Source organism: Kitasatospora putterlickiae, from assembly GCF_039527695.1.
Lineage (GTDB): Bacteria > Actinomycetota > Actinomycetes > Streptomycetales > Streptomycetaceae > Kitasatospora > Kitasatospora putterlickiae.
In genome coordinates this window covers 8,142-24,038 of sequence record NZ_BAAAKJ010000137.1, presented here as the reverse complement: position 1 = coordinate 24,038, position 15,897 = coordinate 8,142, and the positions used below count along the sequence as shown (strand labels likewise).

General features: G+C 67.2%; 12 protein-coding genes and 3 pseudogenes. 8 read left to right on the top strand and 7 right to left on the bottom strand.

The features are described 5' to 3' along the window. The first annotated feature begins 189 nt into the window (after positions 1–189). Positions 190–561, top strand: a complete 372-nt coding sequence (locus tag ABD308_RS14800; RefSeq protein ID WP_425554769.1) for a hypothetical protein — start codon at positions 190–192, stop codon at positions 559–561. Beyond that, positions 528–617: pseudogene (locus ABD308_RS39690) on the top strand (IS21-like element helper ATPase IstB); the annotation flags it as partial. The gene ABD308_RS14800 and the pseudogene ABD308_RS39690, both read left to right, overlap by 34 nt. 102 nt (positions 618–719) lie before the next feature. On the opposite strand, the gene ABD308_RS14795 reads toward ABD308_RS39690, so the two are convergent. Beyond that, complete coding sequence (locus ABD308_RS14795) at positions 720–2,507, bottom strand: reverse transcriptase/maturase family protein (RefSeq protein ID WP_344333698.1); 1,788 nt, start codon at positions 2,505–2,507, stop codon at positions 720–722. A gap of 532 nt (positions 2,508–3,039) precedes the next feature. Here ABD308_RS14795 and ABD308_RS14790 point away from each other — a divergent pair. Further along, positions 3,040–3,186: pseudogene (locus ABD308_RS14790) on the top strand (ATP-binding protein); the annotation flags it as partial. Positions 3,187–3,259: 73 nt separating this feature from the next. On the opposite strand, the gene ABD308_RS14785 reads toward ABD308_RS14790, so the two are convergent. Together ABD308_RS14785 and ABD308_RS14780 are read right to left on the bottom strand one after the other, a co-directional pair. After that, on the bottom strand, positions 3,260–3,709 hold the full coding sequence (locus ABD308_RS14785) for a hypothetical protein (protein ID WP_344333696.1): 450 nt from the start codon (positions 3,707–3,709) through the stop codon (positions 3,260–3,262). Positions 3,710–3,893: 184 nt separating this feature from the next. Next, a complete protein-coding gene (locus tag ABD308_RS14780; RefSeq protein WP_344333694.1) occupies positions 3,894–4,229 on the bottom strand; it encodes a hypothetical protein in 336 nt (111 codons plus the stop codon). Here ABD308_RS14780 and ABD308_RS14775 point away from each other — a divergent pair. After that, positions 4,225–4,446, top strand: a pseudogene (locus tag ABD308_RS14775) (transposase family protein); the annotation flags it as partial. The gene ABD308_RS14780 and the pseudogene ABD308_RS14775 sit on opposite strands and share 5 nt — an antisense overlap. Positions 4,447–4,578: 132 nt before the next feature. On the opposite strand, the gene ABD308_RS14770 reads toward ABD308_RS14775, so the two are convergent. Then, positions 4,579–5,802, bottom strand: coding sequence for a hypothetical protein (locus ABD308_RS14770; protein WP_344333692.1), 1,224 nt, complete (start codon positions 5,800–5,802; stop codon positions 4,579–4,581). 581 nt (positions 5,803–6,383) lie between these two features. On the opposite strand from ABD308_RS14770, the gene ABD308_RS14765 reads away from it, so the two are divergent. The 4 genes from ABD308_RS14765 (at position 6,384) to ABD308_RS14750 (ending at position 12,309) form a co-directional block, all read left to right on the top strand. Beyond that, positions 6,384–6,992, top strand: coding sequence for a TnsA-like heteromeric transposase endonuclease subunit (locus ABD308_RS14765; RefSeq protein WP_344333690.1), 609 nt, complete (start codon positions 6,384–6,386; stop codon positions 6,990–6,992). Beyond that, a complete protein-coding gene (locus tag ABD308_RS14760; protein ID WP_344333702.1) occupies positions 6,989–9,247 on the top strand; it encodes a transposase in 2,259 nt (752 codons plus the stop codon). Before ABD308_RS14765 ends, ABD308_RS14760 begins: the two co-directional genes overlap by 4 nt. 196 nt (positions 9,248–9,443) lie before the next feature. After that, the gene (locus ABD308_RS14755) at positions 9,444–10,508 is read left to right on the top strand and encodes an AAA family ATPase (protein ID WP_344333688.1); all 1,065 of its coding nucleotides are present in this window, start codon (positions 9,444–9,446) and stop codon (positions 10,506–10,508) included. Then, positions 10,501–12,309 (top strand): TniQ family protein, encoded by a 1,809-nt coding sequence (locus ABD308_RS14750; protein WP_344333686.1) that lies wholly within the window; start codon positions 10,501–10,503, stop codon positions 12,307–12,309. The genes ABD308_RS14755 and ABD308_RS14750 overlap by 8 nt, the downstream gene beginning before the upstream one ends. On the opposite strand, the gene ABD308_RS14745 is transcribed toward ABD308_RS14750, so the two are convergent. The 3 genes from ABD308_RS14745 to tap all read right to left on the bottom strand — a co-directional run. After that, positions 12,306–13,100: a S1 RNA-binding domain-containing protein gene (locus ABD308_RS14745; RefSeq protein WP_344333700.1), complete on the bottom strand. Its 795-nt coding sequence runs from the start codon at positions 13,098–13,100 to the stop codon at positions 12,306–12,308. The two genes, ABD308_RS14750 and ABD308_RS14745, sit on opposite strands and share 4 nt — an antisense overlap. Positions 13,101–13,448: 348 nt before the next feature. Further along, complete coding sequence (tpg, locus tag ABD308_RS14740; RefSeq protein WP_344333684.1) at positions 13,449–14,024, bottom strand: telomere-protecting terminal protein Tpg; 576 nt, start codon at positions 14,022–14,024, stop codon at positions 13,449–13,451. A 100-nt stretch (positions 14,025–14,124) separates the two neighbouring features. Next, positions 14,125–15,897, bottom strand: a 1,773-nt coding sequence (gene tap, locus ABD308_RS14735; RefSeq protein ID WP_344333682.1) for a telomere-associated protein Tap, incomplete at its 5' end; no start/stop codon positions are given.

The window sequence follows — 15,897 nt, the reverse complement described above, 5'->3', positions numbered from 1 at the left end:
ACCCCTGGTCACAGCCACACCATAGAGTCTCCGACCAAGCCGGTGCGGTTCAATGTGTGTCGTGAGAGCACCTGTCGCTGAGCGGTGAGAACACCTCGTGCCACGGAAGAGTGATGTCGCCGAGTTTCGAGAACACCTGAGTGCTTGCTTCGGGACCATGGTTGTGCTCTGCACGACGAGGGGGCCGGGGTGCTGCCGAAGTCCAAGGTCGATCTGTATGCGGCGATCCGCCGTGACTCGCGTACCGGGCTGTCGAACCGCGCCCTCATGCGGAAGTACGGCGTTGGCTTCCTGACGGTGAAGAAGGCGCTGGAGTCGGCGTGGCCCGAGCCGCGCAAGAAGCTGGCGCCCAGGGCTACGAGGCTTGATCCGTTCATGCCCCTGATCGACCAGATGCTGCGGGCGGATCTGGATGCGCCGCGCAAGCAGCGGCACACGGTGAAGCGGATCTTCGACCGGCTGGTGGACGAGCACGGTGCCGACGAGGTCTCCTACCAGATGGTCCGCGGCTACGTAGCCGAGCGTCGCGGAGAGATCCGTCTGCGCTGTTCCAGGTTTTGACCGAGCGGGAGGAAAAGAACAGCGTGGTCATCGCCTCGAACGAGTCGTTCGCCGGTGAAGTAGGCCGCCGGCGAGGTGCCCGAGGATCGGGTCCTTTTCCGACGGCCCCTTCCCGAACGGTACGTGCGACTTTCACCGCATACCGCTCTCCAGTGAAATCATCTCCGGGTAGACACTGTGGCCCGCCCCCCGTGGATATCCCAGTGGCAGCTTTGGCAGACCACGAGGGTCTTACGCCGACGCTGTGCCATAAGTTTTATCCATGCAGAGGGTTCGGGCCGACCAGGTCGCTTGAGGTCGGCCATCTTGCGGATGTGATGAACTTGCAAGCCATCTCGTGACTCGCAGATCTCACACTGCCCCGCCAAGAGACGGTGGATCAGTTCGTTACTGCCGCCATATCTCGTTGATGGTGACTTATCGACCAGGTCAGCGAACCGCTGCCTTTTGAGTGGAATCCCGCCGAAGCGGGCGACCAGCGGCTTCCTCCCGTCACTGCGATTGACTATGACCTGAATGCATTTCCGGGGTCCGTCGGGCGTTTCGATGGTCGCCCTATGTCGACGGGCCATCTTCGTGACGGTGGATTGATGCTTCCTGGCCAGCGTCTTGAGCATGGAGGTTTCCATTACCCAATGCAGGCGACCCAGACGTGAGACATCTTGGGCCAGGAGGTAGTACTGGACGAGTCCCCGATATTCCGCCTGATACTTCGCCAAGATCGAATAGTCCTGATCGTGTAGCAGTGCTCCGCGGTACTTCGGTTTCCCTCTACTCATATACAACGCGCATCGCTGCTGGATCACTTGCCGTGGAACGAACAGGCCAATATGCCCGTTCACCGCTCGACGCCCACGAGTGATCTTCGTGTCAGCAATCTGGGCTTTCAGCTCGTAGCCGAGAAACCGCGCTGCCTGGCTGACAGCGTGCGTGATCAAGGTTTTCGGTTCGGAGAGTTCCAGCTTGAGTTCATCGCGCAGGAACTCTCTCATCTTGTCCTTGATCTCAATGGCTTCGCGCTTCGGTCCAGCGAACCCGAGCAGCCAGTCATCGGCGTATCTGACGTATCGCAACCGTCGGTAGTCCGGATCGTTCGGGTCGGCGCTCGGGAGGCTCCGCTGCTGCTGCCGAAGCGAGCGCACCGCCGCCTGATCCCCGCGTCGACCTGCCCGTTTGATCCGTGCCCCAATACGGCCGTACTCCAGGTTCCGCTGACGCAGCCTGCCCCGGTTGTAGTCCGGCAGCAACTGCTGTTCAACGAACTGATCAAGCCGGTCCAGGTAGATGTTGGAAAGGATCGGCGAAGCTACCCCGCCCTGCGGCGCACCGCTCAGCGTGGCGTTCCACCGCCAGTCCTCTAAGTACCCGGCTTTGAGCATCCGGTGTATCAGTTGCAGGAACCGGCCATCGTGGATCTTTTCCCTCAGGGCCCCGAGCATTACCTCGTGGTCCAGACTGCCAAAGCAGTCAGAGATGTCTCCTTCGATGAACCAATGTGTTCCCTTCCAGGTCTCCACCACCTCGTTCAACGCTGTGTGGCAACCTCGGCCAGGCCGGAATCCATGGGAGCGATCGGAGAACTGGACGTCGTAGTACGCCTCCAGTAGCAGGCGGACCACCTCGGCAACCAGTTTGTCCGACCATGTCGGCAAGCCAAGCGGGCGCTTCTTCCCATTCTTCTTAGGGATATATGTCCGCCTGGCGGGAGTCCATCGATACGATTCGGCACGCAACTCACCGATAATCACATCGATCTTTTCCAGAGACATGCCGTCCACGGTTTCCCCGGTGACTCCGGGCGTCATCGAGCCCTTGTTGGAGTAGATGCGCCCGTAAGCCATCAGGAACAACTGCGGGTTGAACAGATCCCTGTACAGCCTCTCTAGCGGCAAACCCTTTCTGCCGCGTTCCCGAATGACGTCCAACACCGTTGTGGCACTTTGCATTACGCATACCTCCCATCGCTGGACGTCTCATTCACCTGTGCCCCTTTGCCCTGTGACCGGCTTTCCCGGCCTCCTCGGCAGGTCGTGACTCCTGCGACTACTACGGGCACTCCGTCGCCGTAGGGCTCGCGCCCCGTAGGCGATCCCGTGGTACGTCTTCGTTGTACGTATCGAGCGCGACTTAGGCTGCCCACTCATCCCCTTGGCCACCCTCGTTAGGCGGCGCTCACACCATGGAGGTTGCCTCCGCCTCCAACCGCGACCGAGGCATGATGTGACATCGAACTTAGGCGTTGTTTCGATGGGTGTCTTTGGCACCACTGGGAATTAGACTTCAAGCAATCAAGCCTTAGCCATATCGCGCGGGTCTTGCGGCACGCCATTCTGAACGCCTCCGAATGGACACCGCTTTCCGAGCATGCTGCTGTCCCCTCACGCTTTCACGCTCAGGTGAGCTCGGCGACCCAAGAACCCCCCTCCAAGTTCATCCCGACTGCGTCGGGGATACAACGAAGCGCCACACGGCGCACGCTGGACCAAGACCTTCACCGACCCCCGCCTCTGCGCGGCCATCGTCGACCGCCTCACCTTCAACGGCACCATCATCGAGTCCGGCACCGACTCCTACCGGCTCGCCAGCACCCGCGCCCGCGCCGAACAGCAGCAGGCCGTCAGCTGACGGCTCTCAGGCCTTCCCCTGCTGGTCAGGCCATACGGCGGCCGTCACCAGAGCAGCAGGGAAGGTCCTTGCATCAAACTCTGCAACAGGACTCGCTCAGATGGCTGTCGATCCCGGCCAGCAGGTTCTGAGCCGCTGCCCTCACGACAGGGTCACTGTCGTGGGTGAGCTGGTCCGCTGTCGCCCGGCGGCTCAGCACGGCCTGGTGAGCTTCCAGTTGCACCTTCGGCTGCGGCGGGTTGCCGTGTTCGAGGATCGTCTGCAGCAACCCGATGACTCCGGCCCGGGAGTTCACGGTCTCGGTGACCGCGAGGTCCCACAGAAAGGGAACAGCGGCGACGGTCGCGTCGAAGACTGCCAGCTCACCGATCCACAGCGCGAGATCGCTCAGGGCTGCCTCACTCGCGCCAGCGTCGCCCCATGCGATCCGCGACAGCACGCCGGGAACATCGGCCGCAGATCCATAGGCATGCTTCAACTCGTGCCAGCGCACGCGGCTTACGCCCTTGAGAACCGTCCCCACCGATGCACTCCAGTCCGATCGTCAGACCCGCGGCCCGATCGGACTCATTCCACCTCACTGACCGCCGTGACCGCGAGTCTCGGCCGACACGCCGCTTAGGTGCTCTCGGATCCCAGCGACATTTCGACGGCAGCAGATCGACCTCTGCTGCCCAAACTCATCGACAACCGCTCTCCGTTGTCACCTACGGAGCCACAGCCACGGCCTCCCGCCCTCGAGCCTGGTGCTCGGTCACATGGCGTAGCTGGGCGGTGATGGTGTCGGCGAGTGCGGTGTCGTCGTCGGCGGTGAGGCGGGCGTAGACGGTGAATCCGGGAGACGGCTCCAGGAGGAGGATGTCGCCTGCCTCGGAGAAGACTGGAGCGTTGCACTCGCCACCGTGCCACGGGCAGGGGTGGTCGAAGGCGTAGGAGCACCAGTCGATGAAGACGGGAGGCGACTGCGACGCCTTGTTCCATCCCCAGTCGACCGCGCACCCGCACGGGTGGCGCAATGGGGTCCACTGCGTGTCACTGGGCACGGGCCTGGTCATCCCGCACCGCCGGCCACGCGGCGGTGAGCTCACCGAGTGGCAGGCCGAGCACAACCGCGAACACAAGCAGGTCCGCGCCCGCGTCGAGCACGTCTTCGCCCGGATGAAGACCTGGAAGATCCTCCGCGACTGCCGTCTCAAGGGCGACGGCGTCCACCACGCCATGCTCGGCATCGCCCGCCTGCACAACCTCCAGGCCGCGTGAGGAGGGCGACCGCCGAGTATCGACTTGCGCCCGAGACGCCCGAAGATCAATTACGGGACAGCCCTTAGACTCGATAGTTGGCCAAACAGGACAGGATAGTTGGCCAGACCGCGATCATGGTCGAGATGGTTATTAGCTGTGGTTGGGGGAGAGGGTGGACAGTCGTGTTCTGGCGGCAGCCCGTACCTCCGGTTCCTCGATGGGGTCGTCGCGCAGCGCCGCGATCCGCGTCAGGGTTTCAGGACAGTTGGGTGCGTGGGTGATGCCGAGCAGCCTGGCCTGGTCCTCGCAGTCCCAGAGGGATTCGGTGTAGGCATGTTGGAGGCCGTCGGTGTCGATGGCGGCCAGCGCCTCCAGGTAGGCGGCCCGTTCGTACGAGTGCGGAGTGTGCAGCCAGAGCCGGCGCAGGTAGGGCACCGCGTCGGCGGCGTCCGGGCCGAAGCGGGCCAGCCGCCGCGCTGTGGTCTTGGGGCCGCACCAGGTGCGGGTTCGCCACTGGTCGGCGAGTTGGGCGATGAGTACCGGTATCACCTCGGGGCCGAGGTGGTCGGAGAGGACGTCTGCGCCGAGCCGGGCCAGCCACGGCCGTTCGTCGCAGATCCAGCGCCGCGCAGCCGGTACGGCCAGGGCGCCCAGGCGGTCGACGGCCCGCGTGAGTCGTGGAAGGGGGCGTCGGCCGTCCGGGGTGCCGAGCGAGGGCACGAGCGGGATCAGTTGCTCCACCGGGTCCCTGCGGGACAGCTCCCGCAGGGCATCGTCCTTCGCTGCGGCTCCGGGTTGGGAGCGGGCCAGCAGGTCGAGCAGTTCGCCGTCCGTCAGGTTGGTCAGGTCGGGAGGGGGTGGGGCGGGTTCGGGTCGTTGGACCTGGATGCCGAACCGGATCCACGGCTCGATGAACCACGGCGGCTCCGGCTCCCCGCGGATTCGGGCCCGTGCGACCTCCCCCAGATCCTCCCACCACTCCAGCGGCCACCGGTCGGCGACCGCCTCCAGTACGGAGACCCAGTGCGGGCCCTTGCGGATGTGGGAGCGGATGGCTTCCCGGGCCTCGTCGCATCCTTCGAGAGCGAGCAGCTCCAGCACATCGGCGGCCCGCTCGCACTGTTCCTCGTCCCCGGCCAACAGCTCCACCACAGGCGTCGGTGACAGCTCCAGGTCCCGGACCAGCCGGGCGAGGTAGAGGGAGCGGTCGTCGATGCCGTCCCACCGCCAGTCCCGTCGGATCCCGTCGTAGACAAAAGGCGCAGCCGCTTGCCGAGCCTTCAGCGCCTGTACGGCGCCCAGGCCGCGGCCGCGTTGCAGCAGACCATCGAGCGAATTGAAACGGGCATAGGTCAAGACGTCTTCGTCACTCATGATCCGGCACGATGCCCGACAGGGGGCTTCACCGCCACGCGTTATCGGGCTGTCCGTCGGGAGCGCGCTGCTGCTCCTGATCGGCCGGGCCCGCGTTCGTACCCACCCGGCGCGGCCACCATCCAGATCCTCGAAGCGACCTCCTGTGACTCAGCACGCTACTTGTCGCTAACTGCACTACTCGACGTGTGGTTCTTCAGGCGGGTCAGCACGACAACTGTCGCCGATTCAGCAAGGTATCTGTCGGTAGCTGATCGTTCGGCAAGCAAGTTGTCGCCAACTCCGAAGAAGCCGCCCCGCCGACGCGAGCTGGCCACTTCGATTGTGGGGTGGACAGATCACGCAGGGCTCTGCCAACACCGCCGACGACTCGCGGCTCCACCTACACGGGGCCGCTGTGGTCCCATCTGTGCAGGTGGGAAGACCTGCTGGTTCCTGTCAGTAGGACGGCAGGTCGCCAGGGTCTGGCCCTCGGCGAGGGGTGGACGCGTCGATGGACGGTGACGTGGCGTCACCGAAGTGGCGAGGTTACCGGCGCGGTGGCCTCATTGGGGCAGGCGCCCTGGGCGGGCAGTGTTCCGATGCGCGGCTTCGCCTGGCGGCGTGATCAGCGGCATCGGCCGGGGCTGGAGTACATGGTCAGCACGGGGCGGCTGCACGGCTTCGAGAGTCTGGAGGAGGACTGGCTGCTGCGAGCGCTCGACTTCTGCGGTCGCGTGCAGACCCTGCTCTCGCAGCCGTTCCGGATGCGCTTCGAGGCAAACGGACGGTGGCGGCGGCACACCCCGGATTACCTCGTGGTTTCCGACAACGGGGTCTTCGTCGTCGACGTACGTCCGGCAGGGCTGATCAAGTCCGAGGACGAGGAGTCCTTTGCCGCCGCTCACGAGCTCTCGCTGGTCTGCGGCTGGCGCTACGTGGTCGTGGCCAGCTGGTCGCCGCACGTCCAGGCATCCCTGGACGCGATGTACGCGCGGCGGCGCCCGATGAGCGACCCCTTGAATCTGCGCCCGGGGCTACTCGCGGCGGCTGAGCAGGGTGTGACCTTCCGCGAGGCCGCGATGGCCTGCCAGTTCTGGCCAGTCGCGCGGGCCCAGCTGCTGAACCTGTTGTGGCAACGGCGACTTGGCGTGGATCTGTCCGAGCCCTTGACCGATGCGTCGAGGCTGATGTCGGCGGAGCTGTCATGAGCGCGGGCGCCTTGGATCTGGCTCCGGGGGCGGCACTGGTCCTCGATGCGAGCGAGTGGCTGGTCGAGCGGCAGGAACCCCATCTCGGCCGAGTGCACCTGATGAACCGAGCCGGTGTCCGGCAGTGCGTCAGCTTCAGGTTCCTGCTGAACCATCCGCAGTGCCGCAGCTCGTCGCTCACCTCCTCGTCCGGCGCGAACCGGGGACGGCAGGAGATGACGTTGAAGGACCTGAAGCCGGAGAAGGTCCCGCTGGTGGAGTTGCGGTTCGAGCACCTGATGGAGGTCTTCTGCGGCTTCCGCAGCGGCGACCCGTTGCACCCGCGGCCAGGGGAGCCTCGCCCGGAGTACCACCCCGACCGCACGACCGTGTCCGAGCGGCGCCAGGCCAAAGTGGCCGAGCTGGAGGCCATGGACCAGGCCGCCGCGAAGCTGCTGGCACTGGACCGGGTCGGCGTCAGGACACTGGAGCGCTGGGAGCGCAAACGGCGCCGCTTCGGGGTGATCGGCTGCGCGGACGACCGATGGCTGCGCGAGAGCGGCGGGCACCCCAGCATCTCGGAGGAGGTCCGGGAAGCGATCCTGGCGGTTCGGGAGGAGACCCGGCTTCACCGTTCCAAGGTGGATGCCCGCACCCGGGAGACGATGATCCACCGCTACGTCCGGGAGACGTTTCCCAGCCAGGAGATCAAGGTCCCCAGCTACGACACGCTCAGGCGGGTCTGGCACGAGTGGTTCGGTCCCGGCCGTGGTCGGCAGCGCTATGAACGCTCCGCGTCGTTGCCCGAGAAGGACGGGCATGTGCTGGTCACCAGGCCGGGCCAGGTGGTCGCGCTGGACACGACGATCTTGCCGGTGATGGTCCGTGAGGGGGTCTTCGGTGACCCGGTCCGCGTCCACCTGACGCTGGCGCTGGACGTCTACACCCACTCCATCTGCGCTTTCCGGCTCACGCTGGTGTCGGACACGTCGGTCGACGTCGCGATGGTGCTGCGGGATGTGATGCTCCCGCTGCCCATGCGGGCCGACTGGGACGGCGAGATGGAGTGGCCCTACCCGGGACTGCCGGCTGCGGTGGTGGCGGAGTTTGTCGGCCACCGGGTTGCGGCTCTGCCGTTCTTCGCGCCGGAGACGGTGACCACCGACCATGGCAGCGTCTACCGCAACCACCACCTGGTCGAGGTCCAGGAGGTGATCGGCTGCCGGGTGCTTCCGGCACGGGTGCTGCGGCCCCAGGACAAGCAGGCGGTCGAACGGGTCTTCGGCAGCATCCGGTCGTTGCTGTTCGAGCACCTGCCCGGCTACACCGGCATCGACACCGCCGACCGCGGTGCGGAACCGGAGCGGGACGGCACCTTGACCATCGACGCGATGGAACACGTGATCGCGACCTGGGTCGTCAAGGTCTGGCAGAACCGCCGGCTGGGCGACTACGCGCCGGCATGGGATCCCGGCGGGGACCACAGCCCCAACTCGCTGTTCGCTGCGTCGTTCGCGCAGACCGGCTTCGCGATGGAGATCCCCCAACCCGAGCTCTACTACCGGTTCCTGCCGGAGCACCAGGTCAAGCGCATCCACGGTCGCCGGGGCGTGAAGATCAAGGGCCTCTACTACTACGGCGACGCGCTGGAGCCCTACCTGCACGAGGCGTCCTCACGTGGTGGGCGGCGCAAGCAGATGTGGATCATCCGCCGAGAGCCCCGAGACCGGCGCGTCGTCTTCTTCCAGGATCCCCTCACCCACGAGTGGCACCCTCTGCGCTGGACCGGGCTGCCGCCGGAATCGCAGGTCCCCGCCTTCGGTGACCTGCGCGCCGAGGAACTCCTGACCCGAGTCCGCGAGGCCGGCCTGCGACCGCGGACCGATGCCGAACTCCTGCCGATCCTCCTGGAACTGCTCGGCGCCCGTGATCCGGTCAGCAACTGGCCCAGCCAGATGACCAAGTCCCAGCGCGTCGAACACGCCCGCGAGGCCACGCAGGCCCAGGCGGCCTCGACCGACCGGCCACCGGCCTCCGCCGAGCCTGCCCACCCATCCCGCCAGCCCCAGCAGACCGCGGGGAATGTGCTGCAGTGGCCGCAGCGGGCCGGGCAGACCCGAAGCAGTCTCGACGCCGAGCGGCGCCGCCGGAGAGAAGCCGCCGTCCCGGTCACCCCGAAGCCGCCGCCCCGGCTGGGGTCGAGCTTCCGCGAACGCAACGTGTTCCTCCTGCCCGAGGACGACGAAGAGGAGCACGGTGGTCAACCGGCCAGCTGAGAGCGACAGCCCGATCGTCCCGTTCCTGCGCGTCGGACCGCCGCCCGACCGCACCAGGTGGGAGGGCTGGCAGCAGTGGCGCGAGATCCGTGACACGTTCGTCCCGGCACCGCGGCTGTCGTTGAAGCAGTACAGCGACATGAGCCCGCGCCGACGGGCCCTGCACGACCTACACCGGACCGCGACGCACGTGAACATGCGGCTCCAGGAGACGCCGATGAGCCGCAGGGTCTCCGACCTGATGCGCGGGCGTCTGCAGAACAACGCCGTGCAGTTCATGCCCGGCACCCGAGACGGCCTGATGATCAACGGCGGCGGGTTCCAGGGCAAGACCGAGACAGCGTGCTCCGCGGCCGCCACTTTCGAAGACCTGTGGCGGGACGTCCACCACCAACTCCTGCCCGACCAGGCGCCGCTGGCCGGCACCCGCGATGTTTTCGTCCCGGTCGCCTACTGCCGGCTGCCGGTGAAGGCGACACCGAAGGCGTTGTGCAAGACCATTCTGGACGTCTACGGCGACCCGCACCCGAACACCCTGGACGGCCTGATCCGCTCCGTCCGCGACGCGGTTCGGGACCACAACACCACGGCGTTGCTGATCGATGATGTGACACGTCTTCGGCTCCACCGCGGCGACGACCAGGACACCCTGGACCTGATCCGCGAGCTGATGGACCTGAACGTCACGCTCGTGCTGATCGGTGTCGACATCCCCCACTCCGGACTGCTGCGGGGCGCCTACATCGACCCGCACACCAAGCAGTGGGTCTTCCCGGACGTCAAGCGAGGCAAAAGCCACAACGCCGGGGCCTCGACACAGACCGAGCGGCGCTTCGACATGGTCGACCTTGACCCGTTCGACTACTCCACCCCCGTCGGGATCACCGCCTTCCTCGAACACCTTGCGGGGATCGAGGAACAGCTGCGGCTGTTCCACTCCTTCGAGGGCATGCTGGCCACGGGCGGCATGCCCGAGTACCTGTTCCGCCGCACTCACGGCATCGTCGGTCTGCTTCGACGGCTGATCGAGGACGGCTGCACGGAAGCGATCACCAGTGGCGAGGAGCGGCTGACACCCGAGCTTCTGGCTCGCACCTCGATCCGCCTGGGTAATCTCGCCGATCTCGACCCCGAGGCGGGCGAGGTCCCCGAGATCCCGCTGAACGTCAAACCTCCACAGCAGTCGCGGAAGAAGCCGGGAAGGAGGCCGCGCAACACGGTCTTCGACGACCAGGGCGACAGGCCGGCCGCCGATGGCTGAACTCCACAGCCACGACCGACCGCTGGCCCGGAGCCTTGATCCTCTGCCCGGCGAGTCCCTCGGCGGCTACCTGCTGCGACTCGCTCACCGTCTCCGGCTTTCACCGATCCGCCTGGCCCGGCTGACCGGCTGCATCAGGCCCTCGACAACCCAACTTGGCCGCAGGCTCCTGCTGGACCTCGACACCCGCACCTTCGCGCGCACCGCCCGGCTGAGCGAGGAGGAAGCAACTGCTCTGACGCTTGTTCCCTGGTCAGACCGCTACCCGCCGATTGCGCGCCTGCGACCCGGTTCCGGACCGCAGGTGTCGCGCGACGACTGGTTGTTCAACGACGCTCCTCGCTACTGCCCGAGATGCCTGGAAGGCGACGGCACCGCCATCCAGCAGCAGCACGGAGGCCCGTGGAAGAAGGCGTGGCATCTGCCCGTCGCCTTCGCATGCCCGGTCCACCAGGTATTTCTGCAGGACGACTGCCCTCAAAGCCACTGGATCAATCGAGCGGTCACCCTCCTCGTCGGCCAGCCCGCGGACGCCACCCTGCACCCGGCGCAGTGCCGACATCCAGTCCAACGCGCCGGTCCGGGCCGGAAAGGACCCTCCTGTGGGACCCGACTGGACCAGCTCAGGAACACCAGTTCTGCCCGCCCGAGCATGAACATGCTCAGGACGCAGCAGCGACTCCTCGACTTCCTCGAACCCCACCAGGCCGCAGCAGACGCCGCGTCAGGTTTCACCGATCTTCGGGTGGTCACCGCCGTTCTCTGCGCGTCCTGGCCTCTCGGTCGGGACCACATCGAGCCTGATTCCCAGGATTTGGTGGGCAAGCACATCAAGGCCCTTGGCGGAGGCACCCGCCCGGTTCGCGACAGACCCCCCAACGACCCCGTTGCGGCGGCCGGGTTGCTGACGGCGGCCGTCCGCTTGCTCGATGAGCCTGATCTCCACGAACTCGTCGATCACGCCCGAGCCGCCCGCCCAGGCAGCGCGAGCAGAGCCCCATGGGTCCACGTCTTCGAACGGCATCAGTCCTCGTGCTCGGACAGGTTGCGACAAGCGATGGCACCCCTGACCCGCACATACCGGCGCACCGGCCCGCGCGGAGCCAGAATCCCAGAACGACAGGGCGGCTACCGCCCTGAACACATTCCCGCGTTCTTGGAGGAACACTGGTATCAGGAGCATCTTGCACCGCTCCAGATCGAGGCGGAAATGAAGTCCGTACGCCGTCTCGCAGCCGTCCTCCTTGTCCAACAGGCATCTGGCAGGGCGCAGGGTGACGCCGCAGACTTCCTCGGCATCAACCCTTCCGGAGGCCAGTTCGCGGCCACGGGCACGCTCCTGCGGTGGCTCAGAGGTGGGCAGGATGCCTTCAATGCCGCTCTGCGCGACCTGGCCGAGGAACTCGACCGCGCGACAGACCCCACCAACTACCAGCGCCGGCGCGAGGTGTTGCGAAGCTGGTCCCTGTCGTCCGAGATCTGGAACGAGATCATCACCAGGCTTCCGCCCGTCCCAGGGCCCGTTCGCCCCAACCTGGACGACCGAGTACGCCAGGAAGCGGCCGCGTTCGTCTGGGCCTATGTCACCTGCGGCGAGCCGCTCTTCGCGCCACGGCACGTCGAAGCCGAACAGCCCCCGGACGTTCGCCAAGTCTGGCAGCAGCGTCGGGCGAACACCTGGTTCCAGCTCTCCCGTCCCGACGCTCTGAACCACTACACGGCCCTACGCGGACTCCTCTGTCAGCATGGCGATGCCCTCATCGGGAAGATCGAATCGGGCACCAGTACGCCCATCCGCTAGCTTCTGTCCGCTCCGCCAGCGGCGCCCAGCCGCACCCGGTGACGCTGGAGATCGACCTCGGCGACCTTCACCGTGATCAGCTGGCCCTCATCGACAAGCTGATCCGGAGTCTCGGTCGGCTCGTCAGTCAGCTCAGAGAGATGCAGGAACCCGACAACGTCGGGAGCAAGCTGCACGAACACGCCAAAGGGAACGATCTTAGTGATCGGCCCGGTGAGGATTCGGCCGGCCTGATCCGCGAACCGGATGAGTGGATCTTCCTGCAGAGCCTTCAACGAGAGGGTGACCTGACCGGAGCGCGTCTCGGCGATGATCACCTCAGCGGTGATCCGCTGGCCGGCTTCGACTGCCTCGGAGGGGTGGTTGATCCAGCCCCACGTCAGGTCCGGCACCCGGATGAAGCCGGTGCACAGGCCCTCGGGTTCGCCATCGACGTGAACGAAAACCCCGAAGTTGTGAACCTCGGAGACTGTCCCAGTGACTACCTGCCCTCGTTCGAATGCGAGGAGGAAGGAGCGCAGGGCCGGGATCTCGCACGCCCTGGCGGAGAGGTGAAGCTGACCTTCGCGCCAACGCCCGACCTCTTCGGCATCGATCTCCTGGCCGACCTCAAACAGCTCGGATGGATGCTCGATCCGACGCATCGACGCTTCGTGCAGAGGAATCCGACCGATCTCGGTCGCCCCTCCTTCGGCATCTACGAGCCGCACCAGGACGTCCGCTCCGTCGAACCCGGTGACCTTCACCGTTCTCACAACCCCCGGCCGGAGCTGGTTGATCAAGGACTGCATGCGAGGGTCAGGGGCTGGCTCGGACATGGAGGTGAGCCTAGTCGGCGCCGGCCGTACTGGTTCCAACCAGCGTGCCACGGTCACAGACGACAGATTCCGTGCTGACACGACAGTTAGCCTGCTGAGTCACACCTCCGGCTTGACTCGGTCCTGAGTATCTGGCCAACAAGCCTGTCCCGTTGGCCAACTAGCGAGTCGCGGCACACCGGGGGTGCGAGCCGGTGGTCGTCCGGTTCTCCGAATTTCTCCGGTGAATTCATGCGATGGGTTGCAGAAATAGAAAAGTCCCGGCCGCCGGAAGGCGGTCGGGACTTTTCTTTCGGCGACACGAGGGGTGCCGGGGCCGGTCTACAGTTCCAGGTCCATCCACGCGATGTCGTTCAGTTCGACATCCAGGCGCCGGGCGCGGCCGCCCTGGCGGAAGTAGTGCTCGCCGAGGGCGTCGGCCAGGATCTGCTCCTGCTCGGCCTGGTCGGCTCCGGCGTCCCGGGCGGCGTAGAGGGCCTGGGCGACCTCGCCGGGCATCTTCTGCGTGATCGGGCGCTGGCGGGGGTCGTCGGTGGAGCCGGCCGCCGCGCTGAAGCCGAACGCGGCCTGCAGGTGCAGGGTGAAGCCGTTCTTCTCCGCGTCGCGGCGCACCCGCTGCTTCACCCGCGGCTGCCAGGCGGCGCGCACCGCGCGCTCGACCTTGGCCGCGTTGGCCTTGGCCATCGGGATGTCGCCCTTCAGCTCGCCCTCGGCAACCGCTTTGAGGGCGTGCACCCAGCGCTGCGCGGTGCGCACCGAGACGCCGGCGGCCTGGGCGAGCTGAGCGGTGTCCTCCTTGGCGACCTTCTCCCACAGGAAGCGCACGCGGGTGTTGAGGTGCACCGGGATGGGGCGGGTGCGCTCGGCGCGCTCCAGGCCCTCGTCGATCTCCCCCACGGGGCATCAGGTCCTTCCCCGCCCCGGCCGGGGCGGCTCGTGTTCATGTGGTGGTGGAGCGGGCGGCCCGCCGCTCAGGTGCCGGCGGGCCGCAGGGGGACTACTCGTCGGCGGAGACGACGCCGCCGGTCTTGATGTGCCGGGCCGGGTTCGTGTCGTCGGCGAGCATCTCGGCGATCTCCGGCATCGGCCTCGAGCCCTCGAACTTCACCAGGCCCGGCGAGACCCCGAGGCGCAGCGAGGTGGTGAGGGTGCCGTCCGGCTTGGTGAGGATGTCCAGGGCACCCGGCCCTGGGGCGGCGAAGACCGCGCAGTCGGACAGGACGGCGAAGGCGTGCAGGCCGGTGTCGGCGTACATGCGGCGCAGTTTGCGGTGGAGGTTGACGGTGGCGGTGTCGATGACCAGGGCGCGCATCAGCGGGTCCCAGGTCGGCCTGTCGAGTGCGGCCCAGCGCTCGCCGGGTTTGTAGCCGTGCCCGCGCGGGCGCTCGCGCATCTTGCCGATGGTGCCCTTGGCGGTCTGCTTGATCGCGGTGAGGACCGCCAGCTCCGCCGGGGCGCCGGTCGCCTTCAGGTTCGCCATGGCGTCAAGGAACGCGAGCGGGTCGGTGTCGGCGAGGTCGCCCGGGACGCCGAGGGCGGCCATGGTGTCCAGGTACGCGGCGCGCAGGTGCTTGTGCCACGGGTCCAAGTAGGGGCCGTGCTCGTGCCGCAGCCAGCCCTCCAGCGGCTGCACGGTCGCGCCGAGCTCGACGGCGTAGGCGACCTTCACCGTGCTGTACCAGGCCGGCCCGGTCGGCCGGGAGCCGTCCGCGGTGAACGGGCTGGGGAGCAGCGGGTCGGTGTCGACGTGGGAGAGGTCGACCAGCCAGGAGCCCGGGATGGTCTTGTCGAAGGCGGGGTTCAGCTCGTGGACCGGGCCGGACAGCGGCAGCGACAGGCGGCCGGCGGCGGCGAGGAACGCCATGTTGACGTCCAGGCCGACCGCGTACAGGGCCGTCTTCTTCTCGTCGTCGGTGAGCTCGCGGAACCAGTCCCAGGCCTCGGTCACGAGCTCGGCGCCCGGCTCGCGGTCCTGGGCGAGCGGGTGGACGTCCGGGACCTCCGGCGGCGCCGGTTCGAAGGCGTCCTTCGGGCGGGAGCCCTCCACCCGTCCGGACGTCCAGCCCGTGTCGGTGCGCACCGCGCGGGTGGGCGGGCGCAGCGCGGTGACCAGTTCCAGGCCGGAGACGGCGGTGGAGCCGCGCGGGGTGAGGACCCGGGTGGCGTAGGTGCCGAGCAGGCGGGCCAGGCCGTGCGCGGTGAGGCCGTCGGGGATGGACCAGCCGCCGGTCGCGAGGGCTCCCCAGGCGGGGACGCACAGCTGCACACACTGGCGCTTGCCGTCCTCGGGAGTGCGGTAGACCCGCGCCCACGGGCCAAGTCCCCGCTGGGTCAGCAGCCAGCCCGCCTTCTCCAGCGCCTTCACCGTCTTGTGGGTCTTCGGCAGCGCGCCCAGGCGCTGGACGAACTCCTTCTTCTCGTCCCGGCCCATCGGCGGCAGACCGAGCTCCGCGAGCGCGGCGTCGGTCAGGACGACCAGGGCGTCGCCGTCCTTCCCGTGCCGGTGCAGACGCGGCGAACCCAGCCGACTCTCCAGCGCCCACTCCACGACGTCGGAGAGCGTGCGGCCCGCCGGCGCGGTCGGCGCCTGGGTACCGTCGGCGAAGTAGGCCACCAGGCCCTTGCCGTCCGGGGCGACGTCAAGCACCGCGAGGGGACCGGACGGGAACCGCGCGGCAGCGGCGGCCTCCCAGTCCGACGGACCCTCAGCCGCCGCGGGCGTCTTCGCCGGCGACTTCACGCTCATCAGCCTGACCGCGCTCGGCGCCGC

Bases quoted from the DNA above. Each gene is read 5' to 3' on its own strand.
- ABD308_RS14750 (WP_344333686.1), top strand. From the start codon at position 10,501: ATGGCTGAACTCCACAGCCACGACCGACCGCTGGCCCGGAGCCTTGAT.
- ABD308_RS14745 (WP_344333700.1), bottom strand. From the start codon at position 13,100: ATGCAGTCCTTGATCAACCAGCTCCGGCCGGGGGTTGTGAGAACGGTG.
- ABD308_RS14770 (WP_344333692.1), bottom strand. From the start codon at position 5,802: ATGAGTGACGAAGACGTCTTGACCTATGCCCGTTTCAATTCGCTCGAT.
- ABD308_RS14795 (WP_344333698.1), bottom strand. From the start codon at position 2,507: ATGCAAAGTGCCACAACGGTGTTGGACGTCATTCGGGAACGCGGCAGA.
- ABD308_RS14755 (WP_344333688.1), top strand. From the start codon at position 9,444: ATGCGGCTCCAGGAGACGCCGATGAGCCGCAGGGTCTCCGACCTGATG.
- ABD308_RS14760 (WP_344333702.1), top strand. From the start codon at position 6,989: ATGAGCGCGGGCGCCTTGGATCTGGCTCCGGGGGCGGCACTGGTCCTC.
- ABD308_RS14765 (WP_344333690.1), top strand. From the start codon at position 6,384: ATGCGCGGCTTCGCCTGGCGGCGTGATCAGCGGCATCGGCCGGGGCTG.